This is a genomic window from Pseudomonas sp. 05N433, from assembly GCF_056396925.1.
In genome coordinates, this window is the sequence record NZ_JBFTML010000015.1 from 56,164 (window position 1) to 69,226 (window position 13,063).

The following is a 13,063-nucleotide window of genomic DNA, read 5'->3' on the forward strand; positions in this document are numbered from 1 at the left end:
TCTAGCGTGTAGAAGCAGGTATAGCCGACGGCAACGGAGGGCACTGATGGATCATCGTACAAAAGGTTTCACGCTGATCGAGCTGCTGGTCACGCTCGCGGTGTTTCTGATCCTGATTACACTGGCCGTTCCGGCGTTCACCCGCTCGGTGCAAAGCAACAAGGCCGACACCGAGGTCGGCGACTTGCAACGGGCACTCAATTACGCGCGGCTTGAGGCGATTGATCGGGGCTTCACCACTCGGGTTCGCCCGACGGCCGGCGGCAGTGTCTGGACCGGCGAGCTGAGCGTTTATGACGGTACTGGCAATCCGGCCAATGTATTGCGGGTTGTTCCAGCGATGAGCAGCGGAGCAACTCTGACGCTAACCTCAGGAGTGACCGCGATTGATTTCAACAATCTCGGCGGCTTGGCAGCGCCGTCCACGGCGGTGGTGATCAGTTATGTGCTGGGGGCGCAAAGCAGGACGCTGAATGTGTGTTTGAACGGACGAATTCTATTGGGTGGAAGTTGCGGATGAGGGGTTGGAGCAAGCGTGCACAGGAGGGCATGACGCTGATCGAGGTATTGGTCGCGTTGTTGGTGCTGGCTGTGGGTCTGTTGGGCGCGGCGGCGATTCAGCTCAATGCGCTGAAGTACACCGACAGCTCACGGATGACCAGCCRGGCGAGTTTTATCGCCTACGACATGATGGACCGCATTCGCGCCAATTCCGGCGCCGATTACACCGTCACGCCGCCGACCTCGGGCAACTTGAGCGTGGCCCGGGATCAGGACCTCTACGACTTCACCACCAATATCGTCAATTTCGGCGGCGCCACGGCCACCGGCAGCATCGTCCGCAACCAGCGGGTATACACCATCACCATTACCTGGGACGACTCCCGGGCCGCCAATATCGCCGATTCGCGCCGCAGTTTTGTCCTCACCAGCCGTGCCACCGTTGATCCGGTGACGACACCATGAACAGAACCAGCAGAGGCTTCGGTCTGATCGAATTGCTGATCGCCCTGGCGTTGAGCCTGATCGTGGTCCTGGGTGTGGCGCAGATTTTCATCGCCGCCAAAAACACCTATGTCAGCCAGAACACAGCTGCCGGCATGCAGGAAGATGCGCGGTTCGTCCTGAGCAAGATGATTCAGGAAATTCGCATGGTCGGCATGTTTGGTTGCCTGGGTACGATTACCGACGCCAGCTCGGCGGGGGATTTCAATGCCAGCCTGCTCACACCGATCAGTTGGGACAATGCCAACCTCAAATTGACTCTGGTCACCGCAGATGTCGGCGGCAGTGGCGGAGTGCCGACCTGGACGGTGGTTTCCGACTGCCGAAATACTGCGACGGCCTACACCGGTTTACGCACGCCGGCATCGGGGCAGTTGGCGTTTCCGATCCGGCGGCTGGTCTACAGCTTCAGCAACAACCAACTGCTGATGGGCTCCGGCACTGGCACGCCGACTCAGGCGGTGCTGGTAAACAACGTCAGTRCCTTTGGCGTGAGCTTCGGTATCGCCAGTTCGGCCACGGATACAGCCGCCTCCAGTTACAGCAGTAATCCGTCCGATCCGGCGCGAATCCGCAGTGTGCGGCTGACGCTGACCCTCACCGACCCGAACAACCGGGTCCGCAATCAAACCTTCAACGTAGTTGCCGCCTTGCGCAACCGGTTGCAATGAGGGGAGGGCCGATGAGTCGTGCGTCCATGACATATCACGCCCAGCGCGGCATGGCGCTGTTGGTCAGCCTGGTGTTTCTCCTGGTGCTGACATTGATCGGTCTCTCGTCGATGCAGAGCGCCACGTTGCAGGAGAAAATGACCAGCAGCGTGATCCTGCGCAACCAGTCGTTCCAGGGCGCGGAAGCGGCGTTGCGGGTCGGTGAAAGCGCGGTGCAACTGAACTCCTACTCGTTGCCGGTCTGCAGTGGCACCAGCCAGTGCGCACCGCCGGCCGAGGCGTCGGTCATCACCGCCGCCGGGTTCAACTCCACCTCGGGGGTGAACTGGATCGCCTCCGGTAGCGGCTTTTATGGAGTGCAGAACATCGGCACTACCCTGACTGCCGTGAATGTGCCGAGCAACACGTCGGCAACCCTTTATCGGGTGACCGCCGTGGGCATCGCGGGCAGCTCGCGCAGTGTGGTGGAGAGTATTTATGCGAAGTACTGAGACCCGCACAGGCTGGCGCCATTGGTTACTGCAGCTGCTCTGCGGCGCGGTCTTGAGCCTTTACCTGGCAGCGCCGACCTACGCCTTCACGCCCTCGGATTCTCCGCTGTTGAGCGCCGCCGCCGTGCCTGCCAATGTGATGCTGCTGCTCGATGACTCGGGGAGTATGAACAACATTATCTGGGCGGCCGGCTTCGACCCGACGGTCGCACGCACCCCGGTGACGATTTGCCTCTCCAATGGTTCGTGCAACAAAGGCCGCGACCTGGACATGACCGATAACAATATCGCCTTGTCGAGTTTGAATCATGGAACATGCTCGAAGGCCGGATGGTACGGTTTTTATAAAAACAGCCTTCTCGGTCTGGATTCGCTTTGCCTGAAGCTTCCCGATCCGGTGGGAAGCGAGGACACGCGGTATACGGCGAATTATTTGTCCTACCTGATCAGCCTGGCCAACAACACTGACCGGGACTTCACCGACGGCTCGATCCCCAACGATTACCGGATGAACGTGGCGCGCAACGTTTCCAAGACGTTGGTGGCCAATAACCGTTCGCTGCGCATCGGCCTGTCGACGTTCAACCTGGCGGTCGGCAACCATAAGAATGACGGCGGTTACATCGCCCGCTCGATCAGCGATTTGTCGGCGGTCAGTGGCACTGTGACCCAGGCTCAGGCCGATACCAATTACACCTCACTGATCGCCGGGATCGACGAGCTGAGCGCGCAAGCCAATACGCCGCTGGCGGAAGCCTATTACGAGATCACTCGTTATTTCCGTGGCATGGCGCCGTACAACAACTCGACGCCCGACACCTATACCAGTCCGATTCAGTACCGTTGCCAGAAAAACTACGGGGTGGTGATCACCGATGGTCTGCCGACCTATGACCGAACCTTTCCGACCGATGATCCGCTGGGTGGCAGCCAGTTACCGAACTGGGACGGGATCAGCAGTAACGATGGTACCGATCCCTCAGGCGACGATGAGGGCGACACCCTGTACCTGGATGACATTGCCAAGTTCGCCTTCGATATCGACATGCGTTCCACGGGAACCGATGCCGCGGGTAAAAGCTGGAACGCCCTGGATTTTCCCAAGCAGAACATGAACACCTATACCGTGGGTTTCACCGCTGCAAACCAGATGTTGGCGGATGCCGCGACCTATGGGCAGGGCAAGTATTACCAGGCGAACGACAGTGCGGGACTTAACAATGCACTGTCTGCCGCCCTGAGCGACATCACTTCCAAGGCCGGCTCAGGTGGCAGTGGCGTGGCCAGCGGCACGACCCTGACCAGCAACTCGAGCTATTTCCAGACCAGTTACGATCCCAAGGACTGGCGGGGTACGATCAAGTCCTTTGGCTTCACGTCGGCGGGCGCGGTTAACACCGCCGCTGTGCTGTGGACGACCGACACCACCATCGTGCCCGGCGCCACTGCGCCGATCTACCAGTCCTGGAACAYGCAAACCAACGCCGCGGTCACCCTGGCTTACAGCAATTTCTCTGCGGCGCAGCAGACCGCCCTCAACCAGGGGCTGCCCACTGGCATCAACGGCAACGATCTGGTGGAGTGGAGCAAGGGCATCAACAAAACCGGGCTGAAAGTTCGCAGTGTATTGCTCGGCGACATCATCAATTCGCCACTCGTGCTGGCCTCACCCACGGACAAAACCGCGTCCGATCTGGTGGCAGACACCAGCTACAGCACTTACCTGACCACCAAAGCCGCCAACATGAATGCCAGCCTGGTGGTGAATGCCAACGACGGTTTTGTAAACATCATCAACTCGGCCAATGGTGTCAGGCGTTATGCCTACATGCCCTCCAGCGTGCTGCCATCGCTGAACGACATCGCTGATCCCACTTACATCAACGGTGTGAGCCACAAGTTTCTGGTCGATGGCCAGGTCGGCGTGTTCGATGCTCAGCTCAACAGCGCCTGGAAAACCCTGGCGATTGGCGGAACGGGGGCGGGCGGCAAAACCTTCTATGCGCTGCAATTGTTCGACGCATCGGCTGGTAATGAAACTAAAGCACTGTGGGAAGTCCGTGCGCCGGCCACGGCCAATACAACGAACGTTTTCAATGATCTGGGTTATGCCTATGCGCGCCCCGAAGTGGCACGCTTGGCCGATGGTCGCTGGGCCGCGTTTATCTCCAACGGCTATGGCAGCAACTCCGGGGTGGCAGCGTTGTATGTGGTGGATATTCGCGACGGCTCGCTGATCAAGAAAATCGTGGTCGACAGTACCGAAACCACCAACGGCCTGTCGTCGGTGAAGCTCAGAGTCAACTCGCAGAATGTGGTGCAGGCTGCCTACGGGGGCGATCTGAAAGGGCGGTTGTGGAAGTTCGATTTGAGTGGCACCACCCCTGACACCTGGGGCGTGGCGTTTTCCGGCAAGCCGTTGTTCACCACTGCAGGTGGCGCGACCCAGCCGATTACCGCGCAACCGTTGCTGGCGGATCACGTGTTGGGCGGCAAGGAGGTGTTTTTCGGCACCGGCAAATTCAATGAGGTTGCCGACAAGACCAATAAGGATCTACAGGCGTTCTACGCGGTATGGGATGCCGAGGGGGGCGCAGGACAAATCACTGTTTCCAGTTTGCAGGCGCAGGCGGTGACCGGCGTGTTTTCGGGCAGTACCGGGCAATTCATCACCACCAGCCAGAACGAGGTGACCTACCCGGCCAAGAAAGGCTGGTACTTGCCCCTGGTATACAACAACGTGCTGACGGGGGAGCGGGTGATCTATCAGGCCAGTCTGGTATCGGGGCGAATTGTTTTTACCACGCTCAGCGTGGATACCGTGGACCCCTGTGCCAGCTTCGGTACCGGCAAACTGGTCGAACTCGATGCGTTCAGCGGTAAGATGCTCAATTACGCGGTACTCGACACCAATGCCGACGGGGTGGTCGACGGCAACGACACGATTTCCAGCGGGGTGATCTTCACCGGTGGTATCCCGACCCTGAACGCGGTCGTCAATGACGCAACCCGCAAGATTGTGAACGACTCCGGTGGTGGCGTGACCACTCTGGTGGAAAAATCCGGTGGCGGCAGCGGCCGTCGCATCATGTGGCGACAAATACAGTAAGTGAGAGTGAGGCATGCGCAGATCCAACCGAGGTTTTACCCTGATCGAAATCATGATCGTGATTGCGATCATCGGGATCGTCATCACCATTGGCTATCCGAGCCTCACCGAGTACATAAAAAAGGGCCGCCGTACTGAAGTCGCCGGGTTGCTTTCCGAGCAGGCGCAGATCCTCGAGCGTTTCTATTCGAAGAATAATGTCTACACCAATGCCACCGGCCTCAGCGCCGGCAATGATTTCTACACCATCACCCCGACCCTGACCGATCAGACCTTCCTGCTGACGGCAACACGCAAGGCCGGTTCGACCATGGCCAGCGACAAGTGCGGTGATTTCACTCTCACCAATACCGGTGTCAGGAGTATGGTCAATGCCGCGTCCGGCCTGGCCACCAAGGATTGCTGGGGGCGCTGAGTTCCTTTTTCGGGCGCCTTTTGCGCCCTCTGTCTATAGAACGGTTGGATCAGAACATGAGCAGTCAACAGCAAGTGGTGATTGTCGGTAGCGGGGTGATTGGCCTGCTGACGGCGTTCAATCTCGCGTCCGAAGTGCAGAGCGTGGTGCTGCTGGACCGCTCGAACGTCGGTCAGGAGTCTTCCTGGGCCGGTGGCGGGATCGTTTCGCCGCTCTACCCATGGCGCTACAGCCCGGCGGTCACTGCACTGGCTCATTGGTCCCAGGATTTTTATCCACAACTGGCCCAGCGTTTGTTCGCTGCCACCGGTGTCGATCCTGAAGTGCACACCACCGGGTTGTATTGGCTGGACCTGGATGACGAGGCCGAAGCACTCGCCTGGGCCAAACGGGAGAACCGTCCGCTGCGGGCTGTGGATATCTCTGCGGCCCACGATGCAGTGCCGGTATTGGGCGCCGGTTTTTCGCGGGCGATCTACATGGCCGATGTGGCCAATGTGCGTAATCCACGGCTGGTGAAGTCCCTCAAGGCCGCCTTGCTGGCGTTGCCGAACGTGACGATCCATGAACAATGCGAGGTCAGCGAATTTATCCGGGAAGGTTCTGCGGTGGTCGGGGTACAGACCTCGACGGGGGCCATTCGGGGTGATGAGGTGGTTTTGACAGCGGGGGCCTGGAGCGGTGACTTGCTGAAAAAGCTGGGCCTGGAGCTGCCGGTCGAACCGGTCAAGGGCCAGATGATTCTCTACAAGTGCGCAGCGGACTTCCTGCCGAGCATGGTCCTGGCCAAGGGGCGTTATGCCATTCCCCGGCGCGACGGGCACATCCTGATCGGCAGTACGCTGGAGCATGAGGGCTTCGACAAGACGCCAACCGACACGGCGCTGGAAAGCCTGAAGGCATCGGCGGTGGAATTGATTCCGGCATTGGCGGATGCCGAGGTGGTGGGGCATTGGGCGGGGTTGCGGCCCGGGTCGCCTGAAGGAATCCCCTATATCGGTCGGGTGCCGGGATATGACGGGCTCTGGCTCAACTGCGGGCATTACCGTAACGGGCTGGTGCTGGCGCCGGCGTCATGTCAGTTGTTTGCCGATGTGATGCTGGGGCGGGCGCCGATTATCGACCCTGCGCCGTATGCGCCGGCCGGACGAATCTGACAGAAGAGCTGTTAACGGTTCAATCCAGCCCCAATTTCTTCAGCCTGTAACGCATCGACCGAAATGACAGATTCAATCGCTGGGCCGCCGCCGTGCGGTTCCAGCGGGTTTCTTCCAGGGCTTGGAGGATGAGTTTGCGTTCGACGTTTTCCAGATAGGCTTCCAGATTATCGATCTGTGTCAGGTCTGGCACGCCGCCGTCCGGGTTGCAGTTGCCTTCTGCCAGGCGCAGGTCGCTGGCTTCGATCTGTTTGTTCTCGCACAAGGTGTGAGCCCGTTCGAGCATGTTCTCCAATTCCCGCACGTTTCCAGGAAAGCGATAGTTTTTCAGCGCTTCGAGGGCTTGTGGGTGGAGTTTTGCGGGGGGCTGGCCAGTGCTGGCCGCCAGTCGCTTGAGCATATTGTTGGCCAGAAGCTCAATGTCGTCGCGGCGTTCGCGCAAGGACGGTACTCGCAGCTCGATCACGTTCAGGCGGTAGTACAAGTCCTGGCGAAAGCGTTCGGCGGCGACTTCGGCATCGAGGTCTTTGTGAGTGGCGCAGAGGATGCGCACATCGACCACGGTTTCCTGCTGGCCACCGATGCTGCGAACGGCTTTCTCCTGTATGGCCCGCAGCAGTTTGACCTGCATTGCCAGCGGTAGGTCAGCCACTTCGTCGAGGAACAAAGTACCGCCCTGGGCTGCCTGGAACAGCCCGGGCTTGTCTTCGATGGCGCCGCTGAAACTGCCTTTGCGATGGCCGAAAAACTCGCTTTCCATCAATTCCGACGGGATTGCCCCACAGTTCACCGGGACGAACGGTCGGCTGGCGCGTGGGCCTTGGTCGTGGATAAGTCGGGCGACCAGTTCCTTGCCGCTGCCGGATTCGCCACTGATGTAGACCGGGGCTTGGCTGCGGGCCAGTTTGTCGATTTGTTTGCGCAGGTTGCGCATGGGCAGCGAGTCGCCCAGCAGCCGACGGTCGATGCCGCTGCTGGTGCCGCCTGGCGCTGGCAAGCTCAGGGCGCTGATGACCAGTTCGCGCAGGCGGGTGAGGTCGACCGGTTTGGTCAGGAAGTCGARGGCGCCGGCCTTGAGGGCATTTATTGCTGTCTCCAGGCTGCCGTAGGCGGTGATCATCGCCACCGGCACTTGCGCATAGCGCTGCTGGATGTGCTGCACCAGCGCCAGACCGGTGCCGTCAGGCAGGCGCATGTCGGTCAGGCACAGGTCGAACGTATCCCGTGCCAGTAGCGCCTGCGCTTCTGCGAGGTTGCGTGCGCTGGAGGTGTCGAGTTTCATCCGTCCCAGGGTGATTTCCAGGAGTTCGCGGATATCCGGCTCGTCGTCGACGATGAGGATTTTTTGCCGTGGGCTCGTGTTCAACTTTGTTTCCGTCCGTGAGCAAAGGTGATGCGAAAGCAGCCGCCGCCTTGGCGTGATTTGAAGTCTAGGCGGGCTTGATTGCTTTCGCACAGCTCACGGGACAGATAAAGCCCCAGGCCAGTACCCTGGCTGCTGGTGGTGAAGAACGGTTCGAACAAGTGAGTACGTTGGTCCGGTGCAACGCCAGGGCCATCGTCCAGGACTTCCAGGGTCGGCAACTGGCTGTCCGGGTCGATAAACAACTCAAGCCAGGCCTGCGCCCGATCATGCTTGAGGGCGCTATGGCGCCAGGCATTGCGCAACAGGTTATCGAGAATCTGGGTCAGCTGATCCGGATCCATCAGGGTTTTGAAGTCTCCCAAGCCGATGCGCAGGTGAATCTGCTGATGTTCTTTCGAGCCTTCGCGGGTTTCGGCGACGAAATGCTCCAGCCACGGCTTCAAATCGAGCCGTTGCGGCACGGTTTGCTGGCGACGGGACAATTGCAGGACGTTTTCGATTACCCGATTCATGCGCTGAGATTGGTCTTGAATAATCTGGGTCAGACGCCGGTCCGCACCGTTCAGTTCCTCGGATTCCTGCAGTAACTGCGCGGCATGACTAATGGCGCCCAGTGGATTGCGGATCTCATGGGCAATCCCGGCGGTCAGGCGACCGAGGGCGGCGAGTTTCAGTTGTTGGGCCTGTTGGGCGATTTGGGCGAGGTCTTCGAGAAAAACCAGCGTCTGGTGGTGCGGGCTTTGGTCCAGGGCAATGAAGCTTGGTTGCAGCTCGAGGCCGTTGCTGGCGATCTGCAGGCTTTGCGGGCGCAACGTTGGATTGTTGAGCCACAGTTGGAGCCGCTCGACCAACGGTATCGAGTAATCGTCGATCAACTGGCCGTCCAGTTTTTCCTGCCCCAGCAAGGTCAAGGCGCTGTGATTGGCCAGTTGCACCCGCCGCTGGTTGTCGAGCACCAGAATGCCTGTGCGCATGCGTTGCAGGATCAGTGCGTTGAGGGCTTCGAGACCGAGCACTTCACTGGCCCGCTGTTCGGCCAGGGTTTCGCTGACCTCCAATCGTCGGGTCAATCCCTGCACCAGCAGCGCCGCGGCAAAACACAGGGCGCCGAGGGTGCCGATTTGCAGGTAATCACTGGGGCTGGCGGGGTGGTTGAAGCTCAGGATGAAGCTCAAACCCACGATGCCAAGGGCACCGACCGCTGCGATCAGCAGACCGACACGCCCGCGCAGCAAGGTATTGCTGATGGCTACTGAGACRATCAGCAAATTGCCGATGGCACTGGCCATGCCGCCCGCGGCATAGAACAGGCCGCACAGCAGCAGGACATCGACCAGCGCCAGGCCGAACAGCTGCGCGGGGCGTCGGGTGTTCCCCAGAAAGACCACCAGCAGGATAWTCAGCACCAGGTACAACCAGCTGCCGTTGCGCAGCAGGTCGTCATTGGCGAACTTCAGCAACTGGTTGTCCATGTTGCTGGAGATCAACAGCACCAGGGTGATGCCGACGCTTAAGCGGTAGAGGTGATAGAGGCGCAGCAGTCGCTGGGCCTGTTTGTTGCCTGGGCTGGGCGTCTCAGCGATCACTTGAGCCCGGGCCTTGCTCAAGGTGAGCCTGGCTGCAATACCACTGTTGTTCGAGTTTCAACGCGCGGTCGCGGGGCAGGTGTACGCCGCAATGAGCACAGCGAACCATGGGTGGAGCATCTTGCTCGCGCGGCATATTGGCGACCGACGTCGGGCCCTTGAACTTGCGCCAGAACCATACGGCAGCGGCAATCAGGGCGATCCAGAACAATAGACGAAGCATGGTGAGCTGCTTTTTGATTAATGAATTGGCAGTTTAGCCAAGGACGGGTCAAGCGCACAGCGCAATACGTTCACCCAAAAATCCGGCAATAAAAAAGGCGCCTCGAAAGGCGCCTTCCCGGTACAACATCTCTATGTCAGTCGAACAGGCCGAAGGTCATGTGGCTGAACCAGGAACGGTCGGTGTTGCTGGACTCGGGTTCCGGTTCTTCGATCACATCGCCGTTTTCATCTTTAGGCTTGAGCTCGTTCGGAATCGCGTCCTTGGCATCCTGGAACTGCTTCTGCACATCCTGGTTGGCGCGGGTTTCGCCCGGCGGCAGTGGCGGACGGGATTCGATCAGGCCCAGGGTGGCCTTGCTCAGCCACGAACGGTTGTCGGCTTCGGCTACCGATGGCACGAACTGACCGTTCACCAGGCTCGGGTGGTTCGGGTAGTTGAGTTTCAGGGTTTCGAGACTGGTCGCAGCCAGTTCGTCCAGGTGCAGGCGCTGGTAGGCTTCGGTCATCACCGCCAGGCCGTCACCGACCGATGGGGTTTCCTGGAAGTTTTCCACTACATAACGGCCACGGTTGGCGGCGGCAACGTAGGCCTGACGGGTCAGGTAGTAGTCGGCAACGTGGATTTCATAGGCCGCCAGCAGGTTGCGCAGGTAAATCATGCGCTGCTTGGCGTCCGGCGCGTAGCGGCTGTTCGGGTAGCGGCTGGTCAGCTGGGCGAACTCGTTGTAGGAGTCGCGGGCAGCGCCCGGGTCACGCTTGGTCATGTCCAGTGGCAGGAAGCGCGCCAGCAGGCCGACGTCCTGGTCAAAAGAGGTCAGACCCTTGAGGTAGTAGGCGTAATCGACGTTCGGGTGCTGCGGGTGCAGACGAATGAATCGCTCGGCGGCGGACTTCGCAGCCTCAGGCTCGGAGTTCTTGTAGTTGGCGTAGATGAGCTCGAGTTGAGCCTGATCGGCATAGCGACCGAACGGATAACGCGACTCCAGGGCCTTCAGCTTGGCTGTGGCGGCAGTGTAGCTATTGTTGTCCAGATCGTGCTGAGCCTGCTGGTACAGCTCGACTTCGCTCAGGTTTTCGTCTACGACTTCCTTCGATGAGCAAGCAGCGGTCAATGCGAGGATGGCGATCAGCAGCAGGTGTTTCACTTGCATGGCGGCTTGCGTCCCTATGACGGCCGCTGTCTTGGGCGGGGCCGTCCTGTTATGATGAGTGCCCCGTTGAAAAGCCTCGGGGCAAAAGACGCCGTATTTAACCACAAGCGCGCAGCCGAAACCAAAGGCTGTGCCGACGCCTAGTCTGAGCATGTCCGATAAAATTGAACTTCGCGCAGAGGTGCCGTCCGAATTGGGCGGCCAACGCCTCGATCAAGTCGCCGCACAATTATTCGCTGAGCACTCGCGCTCGCGCCTTTCCGCCTGGATCAAAGACGGCCGCCTGACTGTGGATGGGGCGGTTATCCGCCCGCGAGACATCGTTCACGGTGGCGCCATTCTTGAATTGACTGCCGAGCAGGAAGCTCAGGGCGAATGGATCGCTCAAGACATCGAGCTGGACATCGTCTATGAAGACGACGACATCCTGGTGATCAACAAGCCTGCGGGCCTGGTGGTGCATCCGGCCGCCGGTCACGCCGACGGCACCTTGCTCAACGCCTTGCTGCACCACGTGCCGGACATCATCAATGTGCCCCGCGCCGGTATCGTGCATCGCCTGGACAAGGACACCACCGGTCTGATGGTGGTGGCCAAGACCATTCAGGCGCAGACACAGCTGGTCACGCAATTGCAGAGCCGCAGCGTCAGCCGGATCTATGAGTGCATCGTGATTGGTGTAGTGACCGCAGGCGGCAAGATCAACGCGCCGATCGGTCGTCACGGCCAGCAACGCCAGCGCATGGCGGTGATGGAAGGTGGCAAGCAAGCCGTCAGTCACTACCGCGTGCTCGAGCGTTTCCGCTCCCACACTCATGTGCGAGTGAAGCTGGAAACCGGTCGTACGCACCAGATTCGCGTGCACATGGCGCACATCAACTACCCGTTGGTCGGAGATCCTGCCTACGGCGGTCGTTTCCGTATTCCACCGGCCGCCAGCGTGACCATGGTCGAATCCCTGAAGAATTTCCCGCGTCAGGCGCTGCATGCGCGGTTCCTGGAGCTGGATCATCCGACCACCGGTAAACGCATGAGCTGGGRATCGCCACTGCCGGATGACTTCGTCTGGTTGCTGTCGCTGCTCAAGCAAGACCGCGAGGCGTTCATCGGATGACCTGGCTGACGCCTGACTGGCCCGCGCCGGCCAGCGTCAAAGCCTGCGTTACCACCCGTGCGGGCGGCGTCAGTCTGGCGCCGTTCGACAGCCTCAACCTCGGCGATCACGTTGACGACAGCCCTGAAGCCGTCGCCGAAAACCGCCGTCGTCTCACCGATCGTTTCTCGATTCAGCCGGCCTGGCTGCAACAGGTTCACGGCATTGTCGTGACCCAAGCGGACCCAAACCTGGTAGCCACTGCCGACGCCAGCTGGACGGCAACACCCGGTATCGCTTGCACAGCGATGACCGCCGACTGCCTTCCTGCGCTGTTTTGCGACCGTGCCGGCACCCGCGTCGCTGCCGCCCATGCCGGTTGGCGCGGGCTGGCGGCGGGTGTGCTGGAAGCGACCCTCGACAGCCTGGATGTACCGCCCGAAGACGTACTGGTCTGGCTCGGCCCGGCCATTGGCCCTCAAGCCTTTGAAGTCGGCCCGGAAGTGCGCGAAACCTTCGTCCAGCAATTGCCTGAAGCAGCCAAAGCCTTCGTGCCGAGCCAGAATGCCGGCAAGTTCATGGCCGACATCTATGAACTGGCGCGTTTACGTCTGGCCGCTCGCGGGGTTACCGCTGTTTATGGCGGCGGATTCTGTACCGTGACTGATCCTCGCTTCTTTTCTTACCGCCGCAGTCCACGCACCGGCCGGTTTGCCTCTCTGATCTGGCTCGAACGCTAGACTTCTCTGATCTACATCAACTGCACGACGCTTGAATCTCCCAGAATCGACCAC

General features: G+C 60.0%; 13 protein-coding genes. 9 read left to right on the plus strand and 4 right to left on the minus strand.

Annotated elements, in window-relative coordinates:
• Positions 1–46: 46 nt before the first annotated feature.
• The 7 genes from AC1DIS_RS10775 to thiO are packed head-to-tail and all read left to right on the plus strand — an operon-like array spanning position 47 to position 6,848.
• Positions 47–520 carry a GspH/FimT family pseudopilin gene (locus tag AC1DIS_RS10775; protein ID WP_018925890.1) on the plus strand — a complete coding sequence of 158 codons (474 nt, stop codon included), beginning with the start codon at positions 47–49 and terminating at the stop codon, positions 518–520.
• Complete coding sequence (gene pilV / locus AC1DIS_RS10780; RefSeq protein WP_477780868.1) at positions 517–966, plus strand: type IV pilus modification protein PilV; 450 nt, start codon at positions 517–519, stop codon at positions 964–966. The genes AC1DIS_RS10775 and pilV overlap by 4 nt, the downstream gene beginning before the upstream one ends.
• A complete protein-coding gene (locus AC1DIS_RS10785; RefSeq protein ID WP_477780869.1) occupies positions 963–1,676 on the plus strand; it encodes a PilW family protein in 714 nt (237 codons plus the stop codon). Before pilV ends, AC1DIS_RS10785 begins: the two co-directional genes overlap by 4 nt.
• 11 nt (positions 1,677–1,687) lie before the next feature.
• Positions 1,688–2,167: a pilus assembly PilX family protein gene (locus AC1DIS_RS10790; RefSeq protein ID WP_064620447.1), complete on the plus strand. Its 480-nt coding sequence runs from the start codon at positions 1,688–1,690 to the stop codon at positions 2,165–2,167.
• Positions 2,154–5,276, plus strand: a complete 3,123-nt coding sequence (locus AC1DIS_RS10795; RefSeq protein WP_477780870.1) for a pilus assembly protein — start codon at positions 2,154–2,156, stop codon at positions 5,274–5,276. The genes AC1DIS_RS10790 and AC1DIS_RS10795 overlap by 14 nt, the downstream gene beginning before the upstream one ends.
• A gap of 13 nt (positions 5,277–5,289) precedes the next feature.
• A complete protein-coding gene (locus AC1DIS_RS10800) occupies positions 5,290–5,691 on the plus strand; it encodes a type IV pilin protein (RefSeq protein WP_018925895.1) in 402 nt (133 codons plus the stop codon).
• Between the two features lie 56 nt (positions 5,692–5,747).
• On the plus strand, positions 5,748–6,848 hold the full coding sequence (thiO, locus tag AC1DIS_RS10805) for a glycine oxidase ThiO (RefSeq protein WP_477748772.1): 1,101 nt from the start codon (positions 5,748–5,750) through the stop codon (positions 6,846–6,848).
• Between the two features lie 19 nt (positions 6,849–6,867).
• On the opposite strand, the gene AC1DIS_RS10810 is transcribed toward thiO, so the two are convergent.
• The 4 genes from AC1DIS_RS10810 to AC1DIS_RS10825 form a co-directional block, all read right to left on the minus strand.
• Positions 6,868–8,214, minus strand: a complete 1,347-nt coding sequence (locus AC1DIS_RS10810) for a sigma-54-dependent transcriptional regulator (RefSeq protein ID WP_477780871.1) — start codon at positions 8,212–8,214, stop codon at positions 6,868–6,870.
• On the minus strand, positions 8,211–9,800 hold the full coding sequence (locus AC1DIS_RS10815; protein ID WP_477780872.1) for a sensor histidine kinase: 1,590 nt from the start codon (positions 9,798–9,800) through the stop codon (positions 8,211–8,213). Before AC1DIS_RS10815 ends, AC1DIS_RS10810 begins: the two co-directional genes overlap by 4 nt.
• Positions 9,790–10,023, minus strand: coding sequence for a PP0621 family protein (locus AC1DIS_RS10820; protein WP_007938406.1), 234 nt, complete (start codon positions 10,021–10,023; stop codon positions 9,790–9,792). The genes AC1DIS_RS10815 and AC1DIS_RS10820 overlap by 11 nt, the downstream gene beginning before the upstream one ends.
• Before the next feature lie 136 nt (positions 10,024–10,159).
• Positions 10,160–11,176, minus strand: a complete 1,017-nt coding sequence (locus AC1DIS_RS10825) for an outer membrane protein assembly factor BamD (RefSeq protein ID WP_477743873.1) — start codon at positions 11,174–11,176, stop codon at positions 10,160–10,162.
• 151 nt (positions 11,177–11,327) lie between these two features.
• On the opposite strand from AC1DIS_RS10825, the gene rluD reads away from it, so the two are divergent.
• Together rluD and pgeF are read left to right on the plus strand one after the other, a co-directional pair.
• Positions 11,328–12,290 (plus strand): 23S rRNA pseudouridine(1911/1915/1917) synthase RluD, encoded by a 963-nt coding sequence (gene rluD / locus AC1DIS_RS10830; RefSeq protein WP_477780873.1) that lies wholly within the window; start codon positions 11,328–11,330, stop codon positions 12,288–12,290.
• Entirely contained in the window at positions 12,287–13,009 is a 723-nt protein-coding gene (gene pgeF, locus AC1DIS_RS10835; RefSeq protein ID WP_477743874.1) for a peptidoglycan editing factor PgeF, read from the plus strand. Before rluD ends, pgeF begins: the two co-directional genes overlap by 4 nt.
• The last annotated feature ends 54 nt before the right edge of the window (positions 13,010–13,063 follow it).

What these genes read in the sequence shown, in the direction of transcription:
- AC1DIS_RS10775 (WP_018925890.1), top strand. Translation starts at nt 47, where the DNA reads ATGGATCATCGTACAAAAGGTTTCACGCTGATCGAGCTGCTGGTCACG.
- AC1DIS_RS10790 (WP_064620447.1), top strand. Translation starts at nt 1,688, where the DNA reads ATGAGTCGTGCGTCCATGACATATCACGCCCAGCGCGGCATGGCGCTG.
- AC1DIS_RS10800 (WP_018925895.1), top strand. Translation starts at nt 5,290, where the DNA reads ATGCGCAGATCCAACCGAGGTTTTACCCTGATCGAAATCATGATCGTG.
- thiO (WP_477748772.1), top strand. Translation starts at nt 5,748, where the DNA reads ATGAGCAGTCAACAGCAAGTGGTGATTGTCGGTAGCGGGGTGATTGGC.
- AC1DIS_RS10820 (WP_007938406.1), bottom strand. Translation starts at nt 10,023, where the DNA reads ATGCTTCGTCTATTGTTCTGGATCGCCCTGATTGCCGCTGCCGTATGG.
- AC1DIS_RS10825 (WP_477743873.1), bottom strand. Translation starts at nt 11,176, where the DNA reads ATGCAAGTGAAACACCTGCTGCTGATCGCCATCCTCGCATTGACCGCT.
- pgeF (WP_477743874.1), top strand. Translation starts at nt 12,287, where the DNA reads ATGACCTGGCTGACGCCTGACTGGCCCGCGCCGGCCAGCGTCAAAGCC.